Below are 23,764 nucleotides of genomic sequence, written 5' to 3'. Positions count from 1 at the left end.
CTTGATGAGGTAGAGATTCCTGTAACAGCTCAGCTGCTCAGGCAATACTCCAGGACGTACGAACCGGCGTCCAGGAGCATCTGGTTGACCTCCACGGGGCGCTCGTCCTCGGTGAAGGCGGTGCGGCAGATTTCCAGGACCGGAGTGCCGGCCGCGAGGTTCGGGGCGGTGCGCTCATCCTCGCTCGGCATCCGCGCCCGAAGCTCCTCGGAGAACGCCACCGGTTCTGCTCCCAGCTCGGCCAGGCGGGCGTAACTGCCTCCCGGGCCCGTGTTCCGCTGGGCAATCGCCGTGTCTCGGACAGCAGGAAGGCAGTGTGTGCACAGGGAGCTTCCGGGACCTTGAGATGGGCGGGAAAGGTACCCCGGCGGCGGTCCAGTGCTGTGGAGGCACTCGTGCGGGGGCGCCCGGCGAGGTTGCGGGTGGCCTTCCCCTTCACGCGGGTTCTAGGTGTCGCCGACGACGGCGGGAGTACGCTCCGCTCATGGCCGACGCTGTACCGACCGACCCGGAGAGTGAGCAGGAGAAGGGGCGTGTGCCTCTCTGGCTGGACCCTGACGACCTGCGCTGGCTGTCCCAGCACTGCTGCTGCCCGGAGGACGCTGCCGACGCGGAGCGCGACCGCTGCGGGCGCATCCGGTTCCGGGCCGCTGCAGCACTTCACAAGCACGGCCACGAGCACTGAACACCGAACACCTCATGGGCAGTCGGCTCTGGATCCGGACATTCAAGGGCCCGGCGAGGTAGTGCGCCCCGCCGGGGAAGCCTCGCTCGTCCCCCACGCGCGCGGAGCTTCCCTCACCCCACCCCCCGCCGCCCCGTCATCCGCGCCGCCGAAGCCACCGTCGAGCGGGCCTCTCTCGGGGTGAGGCCCGTGTGGACGGCTGCCTGGATCAGGGGCTCGGAGAGGGTCGGGCCGATGCCGTTCTCGTAGGCGCGGCAGGCTGCCCAGAAGAGGCGGGTGTTGCGCTGGCCCTCGTGGGCCGCGAGGACGAAGTGGATCAGGCCGTGGCCGTGGGTGTCCTCGGGGGACGGGGCGGCAGCCGTGGTCGCCGGGCGGGGCGGGGGGAGCAGGATGTGCAGCAGGGCCCGCGGGCAGGGCGCCGGGGGCAGGTGGGCCGTGCCCGGGGCGGTGGCGTAGACGCCGTGGTCGGTGCGGGAGCCGGGGCCGACCAGGTAGCCGCCGGCGCCGCGGACGTCGATGCCGGGGGCCAGCCGGCTCGCGGAGTTGGGGATCGCCACGTCCGGCGGCCCCGTCAGCCACAGGTGGCGGCCCCCCGACGGGGTCACGACCACGACCGTCGGCGGGATGGTGAACAGGTGCCGCAGCGCCAGTTCGCGCAGGGCCGTCGAGGAGTTCGTGCCCGTCTTGGTGTCCAGGTCGATGCCGACGAGGTGGTGGGGCGGTAGGCCGCAGGCGATGCCGTAGCCGGTCGCCCACGGCGCGGCGGCGAACATCTCCCGCACGCGGGCCGGGTCGGCGGACGCGTCGTACACCCCGTGGCCGAGGCGTCCGCACTCGCCGCGGCACGGCGGTCCCGCCGGGGGTTCGGGGGTGTCGCGGTGCGGGGAGCGCAGGGCCGGGAGCTTGGTCCGGGACAGGGGGATGACCGCCAAGCCGCGTTCGGCGGCCGACAGTGCGTGGGCGAGGGCCAGCGTCGTGGCCTGCCGGGAGTGCCCGGGATGCCGGGCGCGGGCGTACCGGTCGGTGGTGGCCATGGATCGAGTTTCGTACACGCGTTCGAAAAAGGGAAGGGGGAGGGTGTGCGACGCGCCGGTATGCAAGGGAATGGCCGAAAACGTGGCGGAACGCTTCCCCTCATGCGCCGTGCGGGCTCCGGGCGCATCCGGCGCGCCCGGGGTGTGGCGTGATGCCCGGAAGGGTGGCAGTGGAGGTTTATCGACTTGTCCTCACGCTTGCGTGCGAATCATGCCTTTCGGGGTGGTTGGTCGAGTATGCGCTGGGCAACTCTGGACTCGCGACGTCGTCAAGGCGCCGGGGCGGTCGGCCAACTGCCCTGGCCAGACCCGTACTTGAGTCCGTGAGTTCTGGAGGAACACCATGGCAAGCATCCGTACCGCCCGCGTCATCGCCGCCGTCTCCGCCCTCCCGCTCGCCGCCGTGCTCTTCACCGGCATCGCGGCGGCGGACAACGGCGGCTTCGCGGACGACGGATCGAACGCGGGTGTCGCGAGCGTCGTCGGCAGCGGTGTCGGGCACAACAACAACGGCAACTCGTCCACGTCCCAGCAGAACGCCGTCGGGTCCGGCGCCACCAACCAGAACAGCACCGCGCAGGTCGACGGATCCGCGTTCACCGCCATCAACCAGGGCAACAGCAGCGTCGGGGTCACCTTCTTCCCACTCTTCCTGTGATCCGGTGCGCGGGGCCGGCCCTTTCCCCGGCCCCGCGCGTCCGGGGGGAACGGTGTGCTCAGGGGTAGTAGTCACAGCGTCCGCGCGGCGGTGCTTCGGCGCCGTCGCGCGGACGTCTTCGTGTCAGCCGCACCGCAGGGTCGTACCGCAGGGCCGCGCCGCCGGACCGTACCGCAGGGCCGTACCGCAGGGCCGTACCGCCGGACCGCGCCGCCAGGCCGTACCACCGGACCGCGCCGCCAGCCGTGCCCCGAGCGTGCCCGAGCCTCGTCACCGGCGCGCTCCGCTACGGCCGGCCCCCAGGGGTGAACCCGCACGGCTCCCCGCCCGTCCGTCCACCTACAGGAGGTGGAGCCGGCACCACCCCTACAACCTGAGGGGGACTTCCCTTCTGGACCTGCGGCCGATCCGCGCGAGCCGCTCCGCTCCTAGCGTGGAGCCATGACCACACCCGTCTGCACCAGCGCCTCGCACGGCATGACGAGACCGTCGGCGTACCCGTCGTTCTCGTCGTACGTCCGCGCCCGTCAGCCGGTGCTGCTGCGCACCGCGCGGTCGCTGACCGCGAACCCCAGCGACGCGGAGGACCTGCTCCAGACCGCGCTCGCCAAGACGTACGTCGCCTGGGAGCGCATCGAGGACCACCGCGCCCTCGACGGCTACGTCCGCCGGGCCCTGCTGAACACCCGCACCTCGCAGTGGCGCAAGCGCAAGGTGGACGAGTTCGCCGTCGACGAGCTGCCCGAGCCGGAGCCCGTCCCGGGCGACGACGACCCGGCCGAGCGGCAGGCGCTGCACGACGCGATGTGGCGCGCCATCCTCAAGCTCCCGGCCCGGCAGCGCGCGATGGTCGTCCTCAGGTACTACGAGGACCTCAGCGAGGCCCAGACGGCCGAGGTGCTCGGCGTCTCGGTCGGCACGGTGAAGTCGGCGGTCTCCCGCGCGCTCGGCAAGCTCCGCGAGGACCCCGAGCTGAGCCTGGCCCACGCCTGACCGAGCCCCGACCGGAGCCTGACCGGAGCCCTGACCTCAACCCTGACCTCAGCCTCACCGAAGCCCCGACCGGAACCCGACGAGAGCCCCGACCGCAGCCCTGACAGGCCGGGTGTGCCGTACCGTGACTTGATCGATCGGCGGCACCTAGTGACATACCGCGCGGTATGTGCGCAGAATCAGCGCATCCGTTACCACCGCGTAGGCAATGTCGCCCGGGAGGACGCCGTGCTGAGCACCATGCAGGACGTACCGCTGCTGATCTCGAGGATCCTGACCCACGGGTCGACGGTCCACGGCACCTCACAGGTGACCACCTGGACCGGCGAGGGCGGGCCCCAGCGCCGCACCTACGCCGAGATCGGCGCCCGAGCCGCCCAGCTGGCGCACGCCCTGCGCGAGGACCTCGGCGTCCGCGGCGACGACCGCGTGGCCACCCTGATGTGGAACAACGCCGAGCACGTCGAGGCGTACTTCGCGATCCCCTCCATGGGCGCCGTCCTGCACACCCTGAACCTGCGGCTGCCGGCCGAGCAGCTGGTCTGGATCGTCCAGCACGCCGCCGACCGCGTGATCGTCGCCAACGGCTCCCTGCTCCCGCTGCTGGCCCCGCTGCTCCCGCACCTGAAGACGGTCGAGCACGTGGTCGTCTCCGGCCCCGGCGACCGCTCCCTCCTCGCCGACGCCACCGCCCAGGTCCACGAGTACGAGGACCTCCTCGCCGGGAAGCCCGAGCACTACGACTGGCCCGAGCTGGACGAACGCCAGGCCGCCGCCATGTGCTACACCTCCGGCACCACCGGCGACCCCAAGGGCGTGGTCTACAGCCACCGTTCCATCTACCTGCACTCCATGCAGGTCAACATGACCCAGTCGATGGGCCTCACCGACCGGGACACCTCGCTGATCGTGGTGCCGCAGTTCCACGTCAACGCCTGGGGCCTGCCGCACGCCACGTTCATGACCGGCGTCAACATGCTGATGCCGGACCGCTTCCTGCAGCCCGCCCCGCTCGCCGAGATGATCGAGGGCGAGAAGCCGACCCACGCCGCCGCCGTCCCCACCATCTGGCAGGGCCTGCTCGGCGAGCTGACCGCCCGGCCGCGGGACGTCTCCTCCCTCACCCAGGTCACCATCGGCGGCTCCGCCTGTCCGCCCTCCCTGATGGAGGCCTTCGACGAGCTGGGCATGCGCGTCTGCCACGCCTGGGGCATGACCGAGACCTCCCCGCTCGGCACGGTCGCCCGCCCGCCGGCCCACGCGGTCGGCACCGACGAGGAGTTCGCCTACCGCCTCACCCAGGGCCGCTTCCCCACCGGCGTCGAGGCCCGCCTCACCGGCCCCGGCGGCGAACGCCTCCCCTGGGACGGCGAGGCGGCGGGCGAGCTGGAGGTCCGCGGCCCCTGGATCGCCGGCGCCTACTACAACGGCCCGGACGCCGAACCGCTGCGCCCCGCCGACAAGTTCAGCGAGGACGGCTGGCTGAAGACCGGCGACGTCGGCACCATCTCCCCCGACGGCTTCCTCACCCTCACCGACCGCGCCAAGGACGTCATCAAGTCCGGCGGCGAGTGGATCTCCTCCGTCGAGCTGGAGAACGCCCTGATGTCCCACCCGGACGTCGCCGAGGCCGCCGTGGTCGCCGTCCCCGACGACAAGTGGGGCGAGCGCCCGCTGGCCACCGTCGTGCTCAAGGAGGGCTCCACCGCCGACTTCACCTCGCTGCGCGCCTTCCTCGCCGAGGAGGGCCACATCGCCCGGTGGCAGCTCCCGGAGCGCTGGACGATCATCGAGTCCGTGCCGAAGACCAGCGTCGGCAAGTTCGACAAGAAGGTGCTGCGCCGGCAGTACGCGCAGGGCGAGCTGGACGTGACACAGCTCGGCTGATCCCCGCGGAGCGGCAGACTTGAGGGGCAGTTCCCGGTGCGGACCGGGGGCTGCCCCTCAGGTTTTCGCCGGTGACGGCCTCCGCGAGGGGGACCGCCGTCGCGAGGGGGACCGCCGGGCGGCTAGTTGGTGCCGATGCGCGACAGCAGGTCCACGATCCGGCCCTGCACCTCCGGGCTCGTCGAGCGCTCGGCGAGGAACAGCACCGTCTCGCCGGACGCGAGCCGCGGCAGGTCGGCCGGGTCCACGGCGGCCGTGTAGACGACCAGCGGGGTGCGGTTGAGCTGCCCGTTCGCGCGCAGCCAGTCCACGATCCCGGCCCGCCGCCGGTGCACCTGCATCAGGTCCATCACCACGAGGTTCGGCCGGAACTGCCCCGCCAGCGTCACCGCGTCGTTGTCGGACGCGGCCCGCGCGACCTGCATCCCGCGCCGCTCCAGCGTCGCCGTCAACGCCAGCGCGATCTCCGCGTGCTCCTCGATGAGCAGCACGCGCGGCGGGTGCTGCTCGCTGTCACGCGGCGCCAGCGCCTTCAGCAGGACGGCGGGGTCGGCGCCGTACGCCGCCTCGCGCGTCGCCTGGCCGAGCCCGGCCGTCACCATCACCGGCACCTCGGCGGCCACCGCGGCCTGGCGCAGCGCCTGGAGCGCGGTCCGGGTGATCGGCCCGGTCAGCGGGTCGACGAACAGCGCGGCGGGGAAGGCCGCGATCTGCGCGTCCACCTCCTCGCGCGAGTGCACGATGACCGGCCGGTACCCGCGGTCGCTCAGCGCCTGCTGGGTGCTGACGTCCGGCGCCGGCCACACCAGCAGCCGCCGCGGGTTGTCCAGCGGCTCCGGCGGCAGCTCGTCGTCCATCGGCTGCGGGCGCGGGGTGTCCGCCACCTCGACGGCCCCGCCGGGACCGTCCAGCGGTTCGGGCCCCTCGGCGGCGTTCTCGTCCGGCGCCCCTATGGCGTACGACCGCCCCGCACCCTCGGTCCCGGGCGTGGTGAGCCGCGACTGACCGGCCAGGGAGGGGTGCGCGGGCTGGGATGCCTGGGGCGACTGTGGCGCCTGCGGTACGGCGGTCTGCGGCGCGGCTGCCGGGGCGGGCGCCGTCGGTACGGGGCTCGGGCCCTGCTCGCCGGCCGTGCCGTTCGGGTGCTGGCGGGCGGCCGGGTCGGGGGGCGTGCCCAGCTTGCGGCGCCGCCCGGAGCCGCCCGGGGCGTGCGGGGGCGGGGTCGCCGTGGCGGAGGGGCCGGACTGCTGCACCTGCACGGCCTGCCGCGTGAACGGCACGCCCTGCCCCAGCGTCCGCACGCTGATCGCCCGGCCCTGCGTGGAGTTCGGGTCGACCGGCGCACCGGCCTCCGCGGGCAACGGCTGCGCGGCCCGCGCCGCGGCCCCCGCGGCCTCGGGCGGCAACGGCGTCCCCGCCGCCGGAGTCCCGCCCGGCACACCGGGCACCGCCTCGGCGGGCAGCGGCTGGGCCGGGGCGGGCGCCTGCGGCTGGATCTGCGCGGGGGCCTGACCCTGCGGAGGTACGGGGGGTACGGGCTGCCCCGGCACGACGGGCTGCGCCGCCGGAACCGGTTGTCCGGGTCCTACGGGTTGCCCCTGAGCGGGTACGACGGGTTGCCCGGGGACGGGCTGCGCCCCCGGCGCCGGAGCCTTGGCGCCCTGCTGGGCGGGCAACTGCACCGCACCGGGGGAACCGGGCACCTGCCCGGGAGCCTGCACGGCCGCCGGAGCCGGAGCCGGCACCGGCGAGGACGCTTGCCCCAGCGCCTGCGCCTGCGCCGGAACCTGCTGCGGCACCTGGACCGGGACCGCCGGAGCCGGACCGACGGCGGGGTTCGGCTGCCCCGGCGCCTCCGCGCCCACCTCGGCGGGCGGCGGGGCGGCGACGGCCCGGCGGCGGCGTCCGGTCGGCGCGGTGGTGGGGTGCGGCTGGGGCGGGGTGTGGTCGTCGGCCTGGTCGAGCGGGACGGCGTCGTGACGGCCGTGGTCCGCGTCGGCACCGGTGCCGACGGGGCCGGCCGGCTGCCCCGGGAGCGGCACCGCCACGGGAACGGCCTGGCCGGGAACCTGCGGCGGGACGGCCACCGGCGCACCGGCGGCCTGAGCCTGACCCGGCACCGGCAGCGGCACCTGCACGGGGACCTGCCCGGGCAGCGCACCCGCGACCGGCACCCCCGGCAGGGGAGTCCCGGGCAGCGGCAGCACACCGGGCACCTGGACGGCACTCCCCGGCACGGGCGCACCGGCGACGGGCCCGGCCGCCCCGGCCGCGGCGCCACCGGGCACCGGTACGTCGACGGCCTCGGCCGCGATGTCCCCTTCCGCACGGTCCGCGTCCGCGGGCGGCAGGGCGAACACCGCGCGCGGTCCCGCCTCCTGCGCGGCGGCGCGTTCCTGGGCGGCGGCGAGGGCACGCCGCCGGCGCCCGGTCGGCTGGGCGGCCTCCCCCGCCGTACCGGCCTCGCCCGACTCGCCGCCCTGCGGTCCGGCGACGGCGGGCAGCGCGGGCGGCAGCGCGTGCTGCTCCTGCCCGGGCCCGCCCTGCGGCGCCTGCTCCACGGGGCGGCGCGCGCGCCGCCCCGAGGGCGCGCCCGGCACGGGCACCCCCTGCGGCGGAACGGTGCCGCCGAGCCCCGTACCCGAGGCAGCGGTCCCCGCGGCGTGCTCCGCGGCGGTGCGCACGGCACCCTCCGACACCCCGACACCCGGGACGCCCGCACCCACCGGACCGGCGGGGAGCGCGCCCGCGACACCGGGCGCGTCCGCGCCGTCGACGTCACCGGCCGGCCGTCCGCGCCGGCGCCCGGACCCGACCGGGCCGCCCTCCGCGGGCGCGTCGGCCTCTGGCGGGAGGGGCGCGGCCGGCTCGTCGGCGGCCGGGCCGCGACGACGGCGGCGCCCTGTCGGCACCCCGGCCTCCGGCTCGGCGGCAGCGGGCACGTCGCTGTCCAGGAAGGCGTCCACGGACGACCGCCGGGCCCGCCGGCGCCCGCCGGGGCCGTGGTCGGCGGCGTCGGCGTGGGTGCCGTCGGCCGGGTGGGCGTCACCGGACGCGGGCTGGGCGGCGGCGAGTTCCAGCGGGGCCGGGACGGGGGGAGCGGGCACGGCACCGGCACCGCCGCCGAGCGGCACCTCCAGCACGTACGCGCTGCCGCTCATCCCGGGCACCTCGTGGGTCTGCAGCACGCCGCCGTGGGCGCGCACGATCCCGCGCACGATCGGCTCGTGCACCGGGTCGCCGCCGGCGTACGGCCCGCGCACCTCGATCCGTACGACCTCGCCGCGCTGCGCGGCCGCGACCACCACGGTGTTGTCCATGTAACCGCCCGCGGAGACGGGCGCGTTGCCGGTGGCGTCGACACCCGCGACGTCGGCGACGAGGTGCGCGAGCGCGGTGGCGAGGAGGGGCGCGTCGACCTCGGCCTCGATGGGCGGCGCGTGCACCGCGAACTGCACGCGGCCCGGCCCGATGAGCTCCACGGCACCGTCGACACCGGCGGCGACGACCGCGTCGAGCATCACCTTCGTACGGGTGATCGCCTGCTCGCCGGTGTCCAGCCGCTGGTAGCCGAGGACGTTGTCGATGAGGGTGGTGATGCGGGAGTAGCCGGCCGAGAGGTGGTGCAGGACCTGGTTGGCCTCGGGCCACAGCTGGCCCGCGTCGTCGGCGGCGAGCGCGGCCAGCTCGCGGCGCAGCTCGTCCAGGGGACCGCGCAGGGACTGCCCGAGCAGGGTGAGGAGCTGGTCGTGGCGCGCGGCCAGCGCCTCGTACCGGTCCTTCTCGCGCTCGCCGAGGGCGGCGTAGCGCTCCTCCCCTGCGGCCAGTTCCTCCTCGTGGCGCTCGCGCAGCTCCTCCAGCTCGGTGACGTGCTGCTGGCGCAGCGCGGTGAGGTCGGAGGCGTGTTCCTCGGAGAGCCGTTCCAGCTCCTCGGCGTGCCGCTTCTCGACGTCGGCCTTCTCGGCGGCGAGGGAGTCGAAGGGGCGGCGGTCGGCGAACGTCATGACGGCGCCCACGAGCTGGTCGCCGTCGCGCACCGGCGCGGTGGTGAGGTCGACGGGCACCCGGTCGCCGTTCTTGGCGAACAGCACCTGCCCGCGCACCCGGTGCTTGCGTCCCGAGCGCAGGGTGTCGGCGAGCGGCGACTCGTCGTACGGGAACGGCGAGCCGTCGGCGCGCGAGTGCAGCACGAGGGTGTGCAGCTCCTTGCCGCCGAGGTCGCTGGCCCGGTACCCGAGGATCTGCGCGGCGGCCGGGTTGACCAGCACGATGCGCCCGTCGGTGTCCGTGCCGACGACGCCCTCGGAGGCGGCCCGCAGGATCATCTCGGTCTGCCGCTGCGAGCGGGCGAGCTCCGCCTCGGTGTCCACGGTCCCGGTGAGGTCCCGCACGACCAGCATCAGCAGTTCGTCGCCGCTGTAGCCGTGGCCGTCGTAGGCCTGCTGGCCGTTCTCGAGGTTGGCGCTGGTGACCTCGACGGGGAACTCGGTGCCGTCGGTCCGGCGGGCGATCATCCGGGTCGGCTTGGTCCGCCCGCGCGGGTCCATGTGGTCGGGCCGCCGCATGGAGCCCGGGATCAGCTTGGAGTCGAACTCCGGCAGCAGGTCGAGCAGCCCGCGCCCGACGAGCGCGGTGCCCGGCGTCTCGAAGGCCTCCAGGGCGATGGTGTTGGCGTTGACGACGGTTCCGTTGGCGTTGACCAGGACCAACGCGTCGGGAAGCGCGTCGAGTATGGCTGCGAGGCGAGCAGCGCCTCGGGATGGCCTGCTGCTCACGAGACGCTTCCTCCCTGTTACCGCACCTTGCCGACCGCTCGGGCCATCTTGCCAAGGGGCCCGCGGGGTGTCACGCGAGGGAGTCTAAGGGCTGGGGTTGTGCGAGCGGCGCCGGATGAGAGCGACCTCGCACGAGGAGATGACCCGAGCGGTGGACACGTGCACGCCCCTCGAACAGACCTTCGCGAGAGCTTCGCGGGGCGTTCACGGGGGCGGGGGTCCGGGGGAGGTGCCGGAACCGGGGATCAGCGGGCCGGCCGGGGCTCGGGGGCGGGCTCGGGGAGGGGGGCCGGGAGGAGGGTGGGGGCTCCCTGGACCGGGTGCGGCAAGGGGTGGGGCAGGGGATGGGGCGCGGGTCGGGTGCTCGGCCGGTGGGCGGCGTGGGAGGCCGGGCGGGAGGGGTCGGCCGGCTGGGCCGGGTGCGACGGGCGGGACGGGCGGGACGGCTGGGACCAGTCGGCCGGGGGACGGGAGGCCGGTCGGCCGGTCGACACCTCGGGGAGCAGGGGGACGAAACGGTCCCACCGCTCGATCTCGCACCCGTTGGCACGCTCGAACGTGGCATCGACGGGGCGTCCGGCCCACCGTCCGGTGACGTGCGCGGTGGCGGGACCGCCGTACTGCAGGGTGCACACGCTGCCCTCGGGCACGGGGGCGAAGGCGTCCCGCCCCCAGACGCTGTTGCGGTCGAGGGCGGCGCAGGCGGCGTCGGCGTGGGGGTGACTGCCGCCGCCGGGGTGGCAGGAGAGCCGGTAGACACCGTCGGCGCCGGGGACCCCGCTGTCCCGGACGGTGACGACGAGCTGGTCCCCGCGACCGTAGTCGGGCCGGTCCTCGTCGCGGACGGGGGGCGGGGCGAGGGGGGCGGTGGAGGGGGAGGCGTGGGCGGAGAGGGTGGCGAAGGGCGCGAGGGCGGCGAGGGAGGCGAGCGCGGACACGACGCCGAGGGCGCCGAGGCGCCGGCGCGCGGGGGTGGAGGCTGCGGTCGGGGCTGGGGTCGCGGAGGTCGCGAAGGTCTGGGCCATGCCGTGCCTAACGCGGGGCGGGGGGAGGACGTTGCGCGGGCGGCGCGCGGGGGCGGCGCGCGGAGGGTGCGCGTGGGCAGCGCGCGGGCGGTGCGCGGGGCGGGAGAACCCCTTTGCCCTGCGCCCGGCCTGCCTAGTACCGTGGAGGCCGATTGGTGACACGACGCTCGACTGTGTCATCATCTGCACGCACCACTCGCACACACGCGAGCGGCTGTGCTGGAGGCGTCGCCTAGTCCGGTCTATGGCGCCGCACTGCTAATGCGGTTTGGGTCTTAAAGCCCATCGAGGGTTCAAATCCCTCCGCCTCCGCGCGATCAAGAAGCCCCGGTCCACAGGACCGGGGCTTCGGTGTTCCCGGCCACCCCCGCGAACGGCGTTTTCGCAGGTCACAAGGGGTAGGCCAAACGGATTTCACATGACGGCGGCAGTCATGTAATGTTCTTCCTGTCGCCGCGAGGGGCCCGCAAGGACCAGGAGCGAAGACGAAAAAACTGAACAAGCAAGCACTCGTAGCTTAATGGATAGAGCATCTGACTACGGATCAGAAGGTTGCAGGTTCGAGTCCTGCCGAGTGCACACAGGTCAAAGGCCCTGCCGGTGAATCCGGCAGGGCCTTTGACATCAACGGGTGACATCAACGCCCCCGCGCGGCTCCGTTCAGGTGTCCCTCCCGTCCTCCGAGTCGCTCTGGTCGTCGTCCAGTCCCAGGGCCTCGTCCATCTGCTCCGCGGCGGCCCTCAGCGTCGGCCCCATGACGTGCGCGTACGTGTCCAGCGTCATCGTGATGGTGCTGTGCCCGAGCGTCTCCATGATGGTGCGCGCGTCCACTCCCTGAGCTAGCAGCAGCGACGCACAGGTGTGGCGCAGGTCGTGCACGCGCACCCGCCGCACCTTGGCGTCCCGGCACAGGATGGTGAGCATCCTGTTGAGGCCGCGCGGATCGATCACCCTGCCGGTTGAGGTCGTGAAGATGAGTCCCGCCGGCTGTCCCTCCGTCGGCTTCCACTTCGGACCCGCGACCGCACGTTCCCTTTCCTGCGCCGCGCGGTGTTCGGTAAGCGCTTGGACGCACCGCCGGGGCAGGGAGATGGTGCGGATGGATCGCGTGGTCTTCGGCGTGCCGAAGATCAGTTCCCGCCGGATGCGCTGCACGTTGCGGCGCACTCGGAGCGTGCCAGCGTTCAGGTCCACGTCCGACCACGTGAGCGCCAGGGCTTCCCCGCGGCGCAGGCCGGTGGAGACCAGCAGCAGCCACAGGGCGTAGAGACGGTGCGGACGGGCCGTCTTGAGCAGTGCCTTCACCTCGCCGGCGTCCAAGGGACGCACCTCCTTACGGTTCACGGTGGGGGTCTCCACGATCCGGGCCACGTTCCGGGCGATCAGTTCTTCGCGGATTGCCTGTTGCAGCGCGGACCGCAGGACGGCGTGCACGTACTGGACGGTGCGCGCGGAGGGACGCCGCTCGCAGCAGCGACCGACCGCGCAGCACATGCGCTTGCCCTTGGGGCGTTCTGTGTCCGCCCCACGCAGGCAGCACAGGCACGCCGACTTGAAGTTGAAGAGGAAGGTGCGGACGTCCGCCGGCGACAGCCGGTTGAGCCGCTTCCTGCCGAGCGCGGGCCGGATGTAGAGCCGGGTAAGACCCTCGTAGCTGTTCAGCGTCGAGGGCTTGAGCCGTTCAGGGGCGATCGCGGCGAGCCAGTACGTCAGGTACTCCCCGAACGCCATGGTGGACGACGCTGCTGGGATGCCCTGCCGGGTCATCTCCTGCATCTCCGTGAGCTTGTCGGCGACTTCCTCGCGCGTCTTGCCGTAGACGAACTTGCGGGTGCGGGTGCCGTCAGGGCGGAAGACGTACGCGGCCGCGTGATACCGACCGTCCGCCCGCTTGGTGATCGTTCCCTCTCCGTTTGCACGGCGCTTTGCCATCAGGCGGCTTCCTCCAGTCGGTCTTGCATGTAGCGGCGGACGGCTTCGACCGGGATGCGCCGGGCGCGGCCGCTGGTGTAGCTCGGGAGTTGCTTGGAACGGATGAGGTCGTAGACCTTGCTGCGGCTGAGACGCAGGGCGGTCATGACCTCGGGGACGGTGAGGGCTTGCGGCTCGCTCGGGACGAGGGTGAGCACGTCGATACCTCCGTGATCGACCGGGGTACTGTCGGCCCCTGTTTCTGAGGGGCGCTACTTCCGCTACCGCCGCTACCGCGCAGGTCAGGGGCCTGTTGGTGGTAGCGGGAGGGGGTAGCGGTAGCGGATGAGTAGCGGGGCGGTAGCGGCAACCGGGGCGGGTTGCCGCTACCGCGTTGTTGCTGGTCAGGCCAGGTTTTCGGTGCCGGGTAGCGGAGGTAGCGGACTTTCCGGGGGTGGGGGGCAGTAGCGGGCCCACGCGTCCCAGAGGTCGGTGGCGTAGTAGCCCTTGAGGACGCTCCCGGCGGTTTTGATGTTGCGGGAGGTGATGGGCTCGTTATCGGCCGTCATGTACTCGGCGAGCATCCGGGACAGGCGCCGGTTGTCGAGCGGCTTGCCGCCCAAGTCGGCCCACGGGGCGTCGTCCAGGGCGTTGAGCCGGTCCAGGATGGCGACGGTGGGCAGGCGGTCGATACCGACCATCACGTGATCGCGCAGGTCGGTGAGCAGGCGGATGCCGAGACTTCCCTTGTCGTTGGCGCGGGATGCCTTGACCAGCGCCACGCACGCTTCGCGGGCTCGTTGGGGCCAAGTGCCGCCGGCAGTGTCGGCGACGGTGAGCAGGGGTTCCCACACGTCGGCGGGCCGGTCGGTCACGCCGTCGGGCATGTCGGGCCAGGCGTCCACCACCTGTGCCCGTGCCTGCTCAGCCCACTGGGCGAGCCGGTCACGCAGGCGGTGTCCTTCGGCTTCGTGGATGCGGGCGCGGTAGGGCTCCACGCGCTCGTTGCGGCCCTTGCGGCGCATCCGGATGATGACGGACCGGGTCATGATCGTGTCGGGAAGCGAGCCGAGTCCGGCGACCGCGACCGCGCAGTACGAGGGGAATGCCTGCACCGTCTGGTTGCCACCGTCGCCGATGCACCGGTAGGTGACCCCGGTGCGGCGGTGTCCGGCGTTGAGGAATCCGCGCAGTTCCTCGTTGTCCCCGGCCTTAGGGCCGAAGATGGTGTCGATCTCGTCAAACAGGATCGTGGGCCGGCCGCTGGGCCCGGAGACGGCCCGGAACAGGGCGGCGGCTGACGCGTTGACGGCCGTCATGGGCTGGGGCACGAGGGTGTCCACGATCTCCAGCGCCCGGGACTTGCCCGACCCCGGTTCGGGGGAGAGGAAGGCGAGGCGGGGGGTGGAGTCGAAGCAGTCGAGCAGGTGGGCGTGTGCGTCCCAGAGAGCCACGGCGACGTAGGCGGCTTCGTGGGGGAAGACGTTGAAGCGGCGGTGGAAGGCTTCCACCTCGTTGAGCAGCGCGGCCCCGTCGATGTGGTCGGTCATGCGGCGGCCCGTCCTTCCTCAGTGGTGCGCGTTGAGCAGGTGGCGCGGTGGGTGTCGTAGTCGGCGACCAGCGCGGCCACGGCGTCCCGTCCGCGGGCGGTGCGGGTCTGACCGCAGGCGCAGGCGTAGGCGGCGGTGGGGGTTTCGCCGTAGCGGCGTGGGGACCAGCGGGCGCCGTCGTAGTGGTGGCGGTAGACCGGCGGGGCGCAGATGCGGATTCCGGGCCGGTCAGGGATGGGGTTGCCCGGGTCGGCTGTGTGCGGGTCAGGGCTTGTTGGGACGCCCTTGCGGGCGGCGCCTTTCGGCTCGCCCACGGCCGCCAACGGTGCAGCCGGTCCGGCGGGGCGCGGCCCGTCGGGGGTGGCGGGGATGCTCTTCAGGGAGGGGCGGGCAGGGGTGCTCATGCCGCGTCCCGGCGGCGGGTGTTGTGGGTGATGGACCAGTTAAGGGCGCTGCGCAGGGTGGAGCGGCACTCGGCGGCGGTGAGTCCGGCCGTCTCGCCTGCCTCCTGAAGAGCCTGCTCGACCACGTGGCGGGGGAGGTCGCCCCACGCGACGAACCGCCCCAGGGCGCGTGCGGCACGGAACAATGCCGCTTCCCGCGTTCCGAGTTGGGCCGTGGCGACGTTCTGCGTCTCGGCGGTGAGTGCTACGTTCGCATATCGGCAGGATTGCCCCGCTACGGCTACGGAAGGCGCCTGAGACGGCTTGGGGACCGGTCGGAGGATGTCGCACAGCCAGTCGGGCAGTGCGGCCACCTCGAGGCCGCACAGGGCTTCGTAGGGGCCGGCGGGGGTGATGCTGCCGGCGGCGACGACGTACCCGCCCCATGCCCGGGTGTCCACCAACTCCCCAATCGTTCGTGCGGTGTTGGTGAGCCTGGGGCCGGTGGGGGCGGTGAAGTACAGGTGCTCACCGCCGCTCGCGGTCCGCACCCGGTAGGTGGTGGGAACGGCCTGCCCGGCGCGCTCGCAGAGCGCTGCAAAGGTCGTCGCGCCGCAAGGCGCGTCCGAACTGCCCTTGTCCTTTGGCACGTCCAGGTCGATGGCCACCAGCCCGGACGGGCCGGTGGCGATTCCGACGTTGAACGGCGCCCGCGACCAGGCGGCGCGGATTCGGTCGGGGTCGGTGGTGGCGCGCTGCTCCCACTTCACGTGGACGGCCGCGCATTCACCGGTGCGGGGGCACGCCTGCTCGCCGTGAAGGGCGGGGCGCTTGGTGCCGGGACGTAAGGGGAAGACGTGCCACCCGCGGGCGGCGGCGTCCAGCGCTGCGCGCAGCAGCGCGGAACGGGTGTCATGGGTCATGCTGGATATCTCCAGTTCCTTGAACGGTGCTGGTTGGCAAGGGCGGCCCCGCGTTCTTTGGCGAGAGGTGGGGGCCGCCCTTGGCGTAGCTAGCCGTGGAAGTGGCTGCGCTTGATGACGGCTTTGCGGATGTTGACCGTGGTTCCGCCGCGGTGGCTGCTCGCGCTGAACACCTGCACGGCGATCCATCCGCCGAAGATGACAGCGGCCAGGGTGACGAGCTGAGCGACCAGCGCGGCTAGGGCCGCGATGAACGACGTGAGCAGCAGCAGTCCGCCGCACACGGCGAGGAACCCGACGCCTCCGAGGGCGACGTTGACGGCCGCGCGGGAGATGGGCGGCTTGGCCACGACGGGTTCGGGCTGCATGGGGCTGATGGCGTAGCCGGTGACGATGCGGCCGTCGGGCAGGACGATGCTCGCCACGGTCGGCACCGCGACGGACGCCGGTGCGGTGGTCGAGAGCGGGGTGGGGTGGTGGAGTTCCACGGCCCGTGCGGTGGGCGGTCGGGTGGTGTGGTCGGGGTACATGCGGAGTCCTCTTCGGCGTGTGGCGGGCCCGCGCCGGGGTGGGGCGCGGGCCCGTGTGGGTGGGGTGTCAGGGGGTGTCACGGTGGGGGTGTCAGGAGCGCGTGACACCCGGGTTTGCCTGAGGGTTTGGGTGTCAGGGGGGTGTGACGGTGTCAGGTGTCAGGCGGCCGTCAGGGTGGGGACGATGCGCCACCGGCCGGTGGTGTTGGTCGGCTCCAGCCGGCCGTCGAGGGCGGCTTCCTTGAGCCGGGCGGAGACCCAGGGGCGGGAGAGGTTGTGCCGGTCGCACCAGTCCATGAAGTCCTTCGGGCCGACGATCATCTGACCGTTCTCCTCGAACTCCTGGAGGGCGCGGGCGAACAGCTCCCGGGCCTCCTCGGGGGACGGCTTGTGCCCGGGCTCCGGTGCGAAGATCGGCGCGTCGTCGCCGTCCAGCGCGTCGGGCAGGTCGGCTTCCGGGTCGATGTGGGCGTCCTCGGGGTCCACGAGCGGTCCGCCGTGCTGCATGTCGTCCTCCTCGGACACGGCCCGCAGCCGGGCCGGCTGCTGCGGGGCATCGGGCGTGGTGCGGCCGGTGTAGGCGGTGCCGGCGACGCCCGCCGCGGCGCCGGCGGTGACCGGGTCGGCGGTGGCGCCGTTGCGCTGTGCCCAGGTGGCCAGCAGCTCCATGACCGGGACGGCGCGGTGGGTGAAGCGGCGGGTACGGCCCGGGGACGGGTACCGGTCCTCCGCGATGCCGGGGGAGACGACGTAGCAGTAGCCGGGCCGCCGGTTGCCCCACGCCCCGGGGTGGGCGCCCGCGGCGAGGACCTCGTCCGGCAGGCAGAAGCCTTCGTCGCGCGGGTCGCAGCCCAGCGCGATCACGGAGGGCAGGGACGCGCGGGTGGAGGTGGACATCTGGTCGTAGGACGGACGCTGCAGCGACACGATCAGGGAGATGCCGGCGGAGCGGGCTTCCTGGGCGATGCCGGTGAACGCGTCGTCCCCTAGGGCGCGCAGGGTGTTGGCGGCCTCCTCGAACCAGGTGACCAGGAACGGCATCCCCGCGCAGCCGCACGCCCGGCCGTCGGCCCGGCAGGTGTGCTCAGCACTGGTCTGCTGCTGCGCGGCCTGCGGGACCCACTGCCGGTAGCCGTGCTCGCCCAGCCAGCGCGTGCGCGCCGGGATGACCTCTTGCACGGCGGCGACCATGACTTCCGTCTGGGTGCCGCCCTCCGCGGCCCAGTCCAGCCCGGGCCGCAGGGGTGCGAAGTCCTGGAACGCCTTGGGGTCGGAGAACCACACGATCACGTCCCGGCGCGACAGGACCTCGGTGAGCAGGTTCAGGGCGGTGTCGCCCTTGCCGGACCCTGTGCCGCCGGCGACCAGGACGTGGGTGGAGTTGCGGCCCGCGTCCGGGTCGCCCGGCAGCCACACCACCAGCGGGGCGCCGTCGTCGTAACGGCCGATGACCAGCGGCTCAGCGATCGAACCCCCGAGGTTGGAAGGGCCCTCCCACTCGACCACTTCGGCGAGCATGTCTTCGGGGACGATGACCAGGTCCCCACGGCGGTTGGAGTCCGGCTCGGGGTGATAGCGCACAGCACTCGTGGGCAGGTCCAGGGCAGACGCGATCCTGCCGAGTGCCTTGGATACGTCGTCGTTGGTCTGCTCGCCCGGGGCGAGCGCCACGGGCGCGGTGACCCGGTTCGGCTCCACCCTCGCCTCACGGATCTGCGCCCGCGCCAGGCCGACCTTTTCCAGCAGGCCCTTGTCGCTGTTCTCGCCGGACGGGTCGGCGTTGTGCCGCAGGATCATCCGCACGTTCCACGACAGGGCGACCACGGGGCCGCCCATCAGGTACAGGTCGTCCAGCGGCCCGGCCGTGGGTCCGGCGAGGCAGGCCGCGGTGATCCAGGCGGAGCCGGCGGCAACCGTGATGGCGGAGTGCAGGCGCCGCTGTTGGCTGGTCGATTTGCCTGCCCACCAGGTGGCGCCGGTCAGGGCGACGGAGGCGAGGGTGAGGCCGACGCCGGCGGCGGCGCTGTCGCCCCACCGCCAGTTCCCGAGCGCGCCGGCCAGGCCGGTCGCGCCGACCGCGAGCCACGGCGGCAGGTGCGGCTTGGCCCGGTGCAGCAGGTAGCCGCGGACACTGCCCGCGCCCGCGCCGCTGTCGCCCGGCAGGAGGCCGTAGCCGGCGTAGTCGCCGGCCGCGGCGTTGTCGTAGTAGTCGGTGGGCCGCGCGCGGCGGCTCGTGTTGCGTGCCATCGGGCGGGCCTTCCTACTGCTGGGTCCAGTTCATGACCGGCTGCTGCGGCTTGCGGGCGCGGTGGCGCACCCGGTTGATCTCCTCCTCGTACTCCTGCTGGAAGGTCGCGTAGCAGGCGGCGGCGTTCTTCGCGGCGTCCCGCAGCGCGTCCGCAGAACGCTGCATCTTCCGCGCGACCTTGGCCGCCCGCACCCGGGAGCCGAAGGCCCGCCCGTCCGGGTCGGGCACCGCGGCCAGCACGCTCTTGAGGATCTCCGCACCCATCGCGACCTCGATGGAGAGGGTGACGGCGGCGGCCCGCAGGGTGTTGCAGTAGCCGCGCACCTGCGCCGGCGAGGTGAACTCCGGCGCGGGCAGCAGGGACTCGGCGTGCGAGCGGCCACCGCCCCTGTGGCCGCTGCCGCCCCGGTTGTTGTTCACGGTGACGTTGATCGGCGGGGCGAACGATCCGCCCAGGGCTCCGACGAACCCGCCCGCGGCGGCGCCGGCGTTGGCGAACTTGTTGCCCTTGCCGTCATTGGTGGTGCGGTTGCTCCCGTTCGGGCGGGTCAACGGCTCGCTGGCCTGTCGGGAGGCGAAGTCGCGGACAGCGTTGGTGCGTCGGTTGCTGGCCATGGGGTGGTCTCCTCAGGTCAGTGGGTACGGCGGACGATGAGCCAGGCGGTCTGGGCGACGATGAGGGTGAGCAGCCACCACAGCTCCAGCGGCCCGGCCAGCGGGCCGAACCCGGCCGCCACCGCGAGCCAGGCCAGCGCGGACGAGGCGAGCGCGGCGAGCCCGGTGCGCCAGGCCAGGACGGAGCCGCTCGCGGGGCGGCGGCGCTGCATCAGCAGCAGCCACACGAGCGGGCCGGCCGCGGTCGGGGCGAGCAGCAGGCCGGACCACCACGCCATGACGTGCAGCAGACCGGCCACGATCAGGGCCAGGACGGCGAGGCCGGTGGGGGCGAGGGCGCGGCGCGAGCGCCACAGCCACCCGCCCACCACGGCCGCGGCCTCACGGGCCAGGGACGGCCGCTCCGGTACGACGATGACGAACGGGTCTGCGCGGCGCCGGCTGCGCTGGCGGGGGATGCGGACGGTGTGGACGCCGGCGGCCGTCTTCACGCCGCGGGCACGGGTACGACTGGACACAGGACACTCCTGGGAAGGCCGAAGGGGCTTAGGCGGCGCACTGTTCGTCGGGGAAGGCGCAGGTGGCGCAGGTGCCGAGGGTGGGCGGGATGACGTATCCGGCATCCCGCCGGCAGGCGGGGCAGGTGCGACGCGCGGCGTTCGCCTTGGCCAGCGCCGCCCACTTGGCCGGGGTCATCGGCCGGACCGGTTTCGCGTGGTCAATGCGGTAGAGGTAAGCGACCAGCGGGTCACGGCGTCGGCGTGGCCGTTCGAGTTGAGCGGCTACGTCCTGACCACCGGGGCGAAGGCCCAGCGCGCGGAGTTGGCGGTAGGTGGCGTAGCCGTCAGGGGCCAGGCGCCACCGGTAGACGGGGAGGGTGCCCATCATCGGCTCGCGGCGGCGAGTTCAGCCGGGCGCGGGCCCGGGTCGCGGTGTTCGGCGTAGCGGGCCGAGACCCATCCCACCGACCAGCCGCACAGCTCCGCAGCCTGCCGCACCGACAGACCCGCAGCGAACGCGGCTTGCACCGTCGCGCGCGCCTGCTCCTCAGGGAACTTCTCGACTGCCGGGCCAGCGGCCAGCAGCGCGGCGCGTTCACACTCGGCCCGCTCCTCGCGCTCGTGCCGTTCACGGCGTTCACGCTCCATGCGCTCGCGGTGCTCCCGCTCGCGCCGCTCGGCTTCCTCACTCTCGGCGCGTTCACGCTCGGCCCGGAGCCGTTCACGCTCGCGTTCACGGCGTTCACGCTCCGCCCGCTCGGCCGCCTCCGCCCGCTCCCGCGCCTCGCGCTCCTCGCGCCGCCGGGCCTCCTCGCGCTCGGCCTGCTCGCGGGCCAGGCGGGCTTCGTGTTCACGCTGTTCACGCGCCAACTGCGCGGCGTGCTCGCGCTCCTCACGGGCGTCCCGGCGGGCCTGCTCGGCACGCTCGCGGGCCGCCTGCTCGCGCCGCTCCCGCTCGGCCCGCTGCTCGGCTTCCAGCGCGGCCACGGCGGCGGCAATCGCCCGGCGGTAGGCCAGGCTGGTCTCCGCGGTGACGATCAGCAGCAGCGGCGCCACCGCGTGCACGGCCACGCCGACCAGGTCTTTCCTCAGCGCGGAGTCGGCCGTATTGAGCGCCAGGGTCATCAGGCCGGTCATCCACCGCAGGGCGACGGGCCAGGGCCCGCCGTGCCCGCCCAGCCGGGCCAGCACGTCATCGAGCTTGACCACGATGACCACCGCGGCGTCCACCACGAGCGGCAGAATCGGCGCCGTCCAGTCCCACTCATTCGCCGTGTGCTTCGCCATCAGCGGCGTCACCGTGAGGATCGAGTAGAGCATCGCCCCGCACACGATCAGCCACGTGCCAGACGACAGAGCGCGCTCCGCTGAACGCGTCTGAACGCTGTTCACGCCGCCTCCCCGACCGACCCCGCAGCGGGCACGTACGCGCGGCGGAACCCGTTGGACGCGGCGTCGTAGATGAACGCCTCACAGCGCCACGCGACCTCACCGACCGGACGTTCATCACCGGGCACCCATGCGCCGGCGGGGACTCCGTGAGTGGCGGTGTCGGCGTGGGCGTCCTCGCGGGAGGCGTAGACCGTGTGGGGCTCGCCGTAGTGCAGCAGCACCGTCAGCGTCCGCCCCTCCATCGACTCCCCCTCCAGCTCCTGACGCAGCCGGCGGATCTCGATGTCCCTCAGCAGTAACTCCTGCTGCGCGGCGGACAGCTCCGCCATCGCGTGCGCCAGCAGGGTGCCTACCTCGGTCGTGGTTGCCTCGGCCCGCTCCGCGCGGTCGGTGGCGGCGGCGTACAGCTCCCGCACGTGCCGGCCGAACGCCTCGTTCGCGGCCCCGCTGGTCTGCCGGGCGTGCCCCGCGGTGGTACGGGCGTCGTGTTCGAGCTGCGCGATCCGGGCTCGGGTGACGATGCGGATCACGCGGCGCCGCCCTTCTGCACAGGCAGGCCGTTGACGTAGTCGCGGTGCGCGGCGAGCACGCGTCGGCGGGCCCGGCGGATACGCCGCTCGTCCAGCTCGGTCGGGACGCGGTCGATGACGACGATCTGCGCGTCCAGCAACTCCATCTCCGCGCGGATGACGGGCATCTCGGCGTCGATGGCGTCCAGCTCCGCGGCCGTCGGCTCCATGAAGTCGGCGAACGCGGTAACAGCGTCCTGAACAGTAACGATGTGGTCCATGGGTCGTGGTCTCCCTAGCAGGTGAAACGGCCCGAACAGCGGCCCCGGTGTTCCCGCACCGGGGCCGCGCGCCGTTGAAGTCGGAACTCCGGCTCCCCTCGACGCTGCACGTGCGAGACGTGCAACGGAGGCAACCGGCCACAGCGGGTGCTGTGGAGATTGGGTCGCGCTGTACCTCACACAAGGGCGAACCCCTGTGTGGCCGCCTACTTGGCCGAGGAGAGGCGGCGTAATCCCATTCAGTTGTCAAAGAACGCCCAGTTCAGGGCCCGCAAGGTTCTGCGGGCGCTCCTGACCGGCACAAAGACTGACTCATCGGTGTTGGTGGTGTTGTACCAACAACCGACGCCCTGAGTGTTGCCCCGAGTTGGTGGGCACGTCAAGGCGAACGGCGTATGTTGTTGGCACAAGTCAGCCAACCGTCGGGAGGGAACCGTGAGGGAGCAACGCCCGAGGTATCACCGCATCGCTGATGACCTGCGAGGACAGATCGAGCGGGGGGAGTTGGAGCCGGGCGAGCAGCTTCCCACTGAGTTTGAGTTGGTGGAGCGCTACGAGGCGAGTCGGAACACGGTTCGTCTCGCACTGCGACGACTGACCGAAGAAGGGCTCGTCATTGCTGGTCAGGGACGGGGCAGCTTCGTCCGGCACGCGCTCAAGCCGGCAGTCTGGGACTGGTCAGTGCTGGAATCACGGTCCCGCCATCAAAGCGACCAGCAGGGCGACCAGTGGTCAAGCATCGTGGCTGAAAGTGGGCGTCAGCCACGGCAGGAAGTCCGTGTGTCGATCCGTCGGCCGCCGGCAGACGTGGCCGAGCGACTAGAGCTGGACCCCGAGACGGCCCTCACTGTCGTACGGGAGCGGGTCCGCATAGTCGACCAGGACCCCTACGCTCTGGCCGACTCCTACTTCCCCGAAGAACTGGTCCGCGGTACGCCGTTGATGCTTCCTGAGGACGTGTCAGCGCCGGGCGGGGTACTCGCAAGCGTTGGTCTCATCCAGGCTCGCTACCGCGATGAGATCACCGTGCGAATGCCTACTCGCGCAGAGATCGAGAAGCTGTCTCTGCCGTCAGCCACTCCTGTTGCAGTGCACATGCGCACGGGCTACGACAAAGACGGCCGACCACTTCGTGTGATGATCACCATTCTTCCCGGGGATCGTCATGTCATCAGGTACGACGTTTCCGCCGACTAGACCCGCCCCTAGGAGCACACGGCCGTGAAGGCGCTGAACAGCATCGATCCGCACCTGCCCGAGGATCTTTGTCCTTCGGAGGTCTGGTACACCTCGTACGGGTCGAACATGCACCTCCAGCGGCTTGCCGCGTACATCCGAGGTGGGAGCCCGCAGGGTGCCTCAAGGCGGTACCCAGGATGTAGGAACCCGGCGATGCCGTCCCGCTCGATCGCCGTGGAATTGCAGGGTGCCATGTACTTCGCAACCGAGTCCCCCGTGTGGGGAGGGGGACGTGCCTTTTACGACCCGGCTGCGGCAGGGCGCGTGTTGGCCAGAGCGCATTTGGTGACAACTGAACAGTTTTCTGACATCGCTGCACAGGAGATGTATCGAGAGCCAGGGGTTGATTTGTCGCTTGCCGGCGTACTTCGCACCGGCCGGTCCGTGCTCGGTGAAGGGCGGTACGAAACACTCATCTGTGCCGGCCAGATCGAAGGCCGGCCAGTGCTTACTTTCACTGCCCCGTGGGGGATCGATGATGTCCCCTGGGTGCCACCCTCCCGAGCCTACGTACGCTTCCTGGCGTCTGGGCTGAGAGAGGCCGGGGCATGGGACGTGGATGCAATTGCTGAGTACGTGGCGGCGTGTCCCGGCGCATCCGATCACTGGTCATCGGACGCTATTGC

21 protein-coding genes, 2 tRNA genes and 1 pseudogene are annotated in these 23,764 nt (G+C 72.7%); 7 read left to right on the top strand and 17 right to left on the bottom strand.

From position 1 onward, the window contains the following. Positions 1 to 29: 29 nt before the first annotated feature. Positions 30 to 326: pseudogene (locus tag AQJ30_RS28175) on the bottom strand (UTRA domain-containing protein); the annotation flags it as partial. Between the two features lie 158 nt (positions 327 to 484). On the opposite strand from AQJ30_RS28175, the gene AQJ30_RS28170 reads away from it, so the two are divergent. After that, the gene (locus AQJ30_RS28170; protein WP_067239545.1) at positions 485 to 685 is read left to right on the top strand and encodes a hypothetical protein; all 201 of its coding nucleotides are present in this window, start codon (positions 485 to 487) and stop codon (positions 683 to 685) included. A gap of 113 nt (positions 686 to 798) precedes the next feature. Here the strand turns inward: AQJ30_RS28170 and AQJ30_RS28165 are convergent, their stop codons facing one another. Continuing rightward, positions 799 to 1,719 carry a bifunctional DNA primase/polymerase gene (locus tag AQJ30_RS28165; protein ID WP_067239543.1) on the bottom strand — a complete coding sequence of 307 codons (921 nt, stop codon included), beginning with the start codon at positions 1,717 to 1,719 and terminating at the stop codon, positions 799 to 801. Positions 1,720 to 2,062: 343 nt separating this feature from the next. Here AQJ30_RS28165 and AQJ30_RS28160 point away from each other — a divergent pair, with 343 nt between their 5' ends. The 3 genes from AQJ30_RS28160 to AQJ30_RS28150 all read left to right on the top strand — a co-directional run bounded on the left by AQJ30_RS28160 (position 2,063) and on the right by AQJ30_RS28150 (position 5,257). Then, positions 2,063 to 2,377, top strand: coding sequence for a hypothetical protein (locus AQJ30_RS28160; protein WP_067239542.1), 315 nt, complete (start codon positions 2,063 to 2,065; stop codon positions 2,375 to 2,377). Between the two features lie 441 nt (positions 2,378 to 2,818). Next, positions 2,819 to 3,370, top strand: a complete 552-nt coding sequence (locus AQJ30_RS28155) for a SigE family RNA polymerase sigma factor (RefSeq protein ID WP_067239540.1) — start codon at positions 2,819 to 2,821, stop codon at positions 3,368 to 3,370. 240 nt (positions 3,371 to 3,610) lie between these two features. Next, the gene (locus tag AQJ30_RS28150) at positions 3,611 to 5,257 is read left to right on the top strand and encodes a long-chain fatty acid--CoA ligase (protein WP_079084364.1); all 1,647 of its coding nucleotides are present in this window, start codon (positions 3,611 to 3,613) and stop codon (positions 5,255 to 5,257) included. A gap of 122 nt (positions 5,258 to 5,379) precedes the next feature. On the opposite strand, the gene AQJ30_RS28145 is transcribed toward AQJ30_RS28150, so the two are convergent. Both AQJ30_RS28145 and AQJ30_RS39870 read right to left on the bottom strand, forming a co-directional pair. Continuing rightward, a complete protein-coding gene (locus AQJ30_RS28145) occupies positions 5,380 to 10,032 on the bottom strand; it encodes a hybrid sensor histidine kinase/response regulator (RefSeq protein ID WP_079084347.1) in 4,653 nt (1,550 codons plus the stop codon). A 245-nt stretch (positions 10,033 to 10,277) separates the two neighbouring features. Continuing rightward, on the bottom strand, positions 10,278 to 11,057 hold the full coding sequence (locus tag AQJ30_RS39870; RefSeq protein WP_211279123.1) for an SSI family serine proteinase inhibitor: 780 nt from the start codon (positions 11,055 to 11,057) through the stop codon (positions 10,278 to 10,280). A gap of 221 nt (positions 11,058 to 11,278) precedes the next feature. Between AQJ30_RS39870 and AQJ30_RS28135 the strand changes: the two genes are divergently transcribed. Both AQJ30_RS28135 and AQJ30_RS28130 read left to right on the top strand, forming a co-directional pair. Beyond that, a tRNA-Ser gene (locus tag AQJ30_RS28135) sits at positions 11,279 to 11,369 on the top strand. Between the two features lie 194 nt (positions 11,370 to 11,563). Continuing rightward, positions 11,564 to 11,636, top strand: a tRNA-Arg gene (locus AQJ30_RS28130). Positions 11,637 to 11,717: 81 nt separating this feature from the next. Here AQJ30_RS28130 and AQJ30_RS28125 read toward each other — a convergent pair. From AQJ30_RS28125 to AQJ30_RS28070, 13 genes are all read right to left on the bottom strand, one after another. Further along, the gene (locus tag AQJ30_RS28125; RefSeq protein WP_067239535.1) at positions 11,718 to 12,989 is read right to left on the bottom strand and encodes a tyrosine-type recombinase/integrase; all 1,272 of its coding nucleotides are present in this window, start codon (positions 12,987 to 12,989) and stop codon (positions 11,718 to 11,720) included. Continuing rightward, positions 12,989 to 13,186 (bottom strand): helix-turn-helix domain-containing protein, encoded by a 198-nt coding sequence (locus AQJ30_RS28120; protein ID WP_067239534.1) that lies wholly within the window; start codon positions 13,184 to 13,186, stop codon positions 12,989 to 12,991. The genes AQJ30_RS28125 and AQJ30_RS28120 overlap by 1 nt, the downstream gene beginning before the upstream one ends. A 186-nt stretch (positions 13,187 to 13,372) precedes the next feature. Beyond that, positions 13,373 to 14,518 carry a DUF3631 domain-containing protein gene (locus AQJ30_RS28115; protein ID WP_067239532.1) on the bottom strand — a complete coding sequence of 382 codons (1,146 nt, stop codon included), beginning with the start codon at positions 14,516 to 14,518 and terminating at the stop codon, positions 13,373 to 13,375. Continuing rightward, positions 14,515 to 14,922, bottom strand: a complete 408-nt coding sequence (locus AQJ30_RS37375) for a hypothetical protein (protein WP_245727165.1) — start codon at positions 14,920 to 14,922, stop codon at positions 14,515 to 14,517. The genes AQJ30_RS28115 and AQJ30_RS37375 overlap by 4 nt, the downstream gene beginning before the upstream one ends. Continuing rightward, positions 14,919 to 15,824, bottom strand: a complete 906-nt coding sequence (locus tag AQJ30_RS28110; RefSeq protein WP_067239530.1) for a bifunctional DNA primase/polymerase — start codon at positions 15,822 to 15,824, stop codon at positions 14,919 to 14,921. Before AQJ30_RS28110 ends, AQJ30_RS37375 begins: the two co-directional genes overlap by 4 nt. Before the next feature lie 89 nt (positions 15,825 to 15,913). Then, complete coding sequence (locus AQJ30_RS28105; RefSeq protein WP_067239529.1) at positions 15,914 to 16,354, bottom strand: hypothetical protein; 441 nt, start codon at positions 16,352 to 16,354, stop codon at positions 15,914 to 15,916. 159 nt (positions 16,355 to 16,513) lie between these two features. After that, a complete protein-coding gene (gene traB / locus AQJ30_RS28100; RefSeq protein WP_107119719.1) occupies positions 16,514 to 18,601 on the bottom strand; it encodes a plasmid transfer protein TraB in 2,088 nt (695 codons plus the stop codon). Positions 18,602 to 18,614: 13 nt separating this feature from the next. Further along, the gene (gene traA, locus AQJ30_RS28095; RefSeq protein WP_245727163.1) at positions 18,615 to 19,217 is read right to left on the bottom strand and encodes a plasmid transfer protein TraA; all 603 of its coding nucleotides are present in this window, start codon (positions 19,215 to 19,217) and stop codon (positions 18,615 to 18,617) included. Between the two features lie 17 nt (positions 19,218 to 19,234). Beyond that, positions 19,235 to 19,735 carry a hypothetical protein gene (locus tag AQJ30_RS28090; RefSeq protein WP_067239527.1) on the bottom strand — a complete coding sequence of 167 codons (501 nt, stop codon included), beginning with the start codon at positions 19,733 to 19,735 and terminating at the stop codon, positions 19,235 to 19,237. 28 nt (positions 19,736 to 19,763) lie between these two features. After that, positions 19,764 to 20,102, bottom strand: a complete 339-nt coding sequence (locus AQJ30_RS28085) for an RRQRL motif-containing zinc-binding protein (protein ID WP_067239525.1) — start codon at positions 20,100 to 20,102, stop codon at positions 19,764 to 19,766. Beyond that, positions 20,102 to 21,109, bottom strand: coding sequence for a DUF2637 domain-containing protein (locus AQJ30_RS28080; RefSeq protein WP_067239524.1), 1,008 nt, complete (start codon positions 21,107 to 21,109; stop codon positions 20,102 to 20,104). Before AQJ30_RS28080 ends, AQJ30_RS28085 begins: the two co-directional genes overlap by 1 nt. Continuing rightward, positions 21,106 to 21,639 (bottom strand): hypothetical protein, encoded by a 534-nt coding sequence (locus AQJ30_RS28075; protein WP_067239522.1) that lies wholly within the window; start codon positions 21,637 to 21,639, stop codon positions 21,106 to 21,108. The genes AQJ30_RS28080 and AQJ30_RS28075 overlap by 4 nt, the downstream gene beginning before the upstream one ends. After that, a complete protein-coding gene (locus AQJ30_RS28070) occupies positions 21,636 to 21,899 on the bottom strand; it encodes a DUF6284 family protein (protein ID WP_067239521.1) in 264 nt (87 codons plus the stop codon). The genes AQJ30_RS28075 and AQJ30_RS28070 overlap by 4 nt, the downstream gene beginning before the upstream one ends. Before the next feature lie 435 nt (positions 21,900 to 22,334). On the opposite strand from AQJ30_RS28070, the gene AQJ30_RS28065 reads away from it, so the two are divergent. After that, on the top strand, positions 22,335 to 23,096 hold the full coding sequence (locus tag AQJ30_RS28065) for a GntR family transcriptional regulator (protein WP_067239519.1): 762 nt from the start codon (positions 22,335 to 22,337) through the stop codon (positions 23,094 to 23,096). The last annotated feature ends 668 nt before the right edge of the window (positions 23,097 to 23,764 follow it).

Origin of the sequence: Streptomyces longwoodensis (assembly GCF_001514125.1) — a bacterium.
Classification (GTDB): Bacteria; Actinomycetota; Actinomycetes; order Streptomycetales; family Streptomycetaceae; genus Streptomyces; species Streptomyces longwoodensis.
The sequence above is the reverse complement of the archived record's forward strand: the minus strand, read 5'-3'. Positions and strand labels throughout refer to the sequence as shown.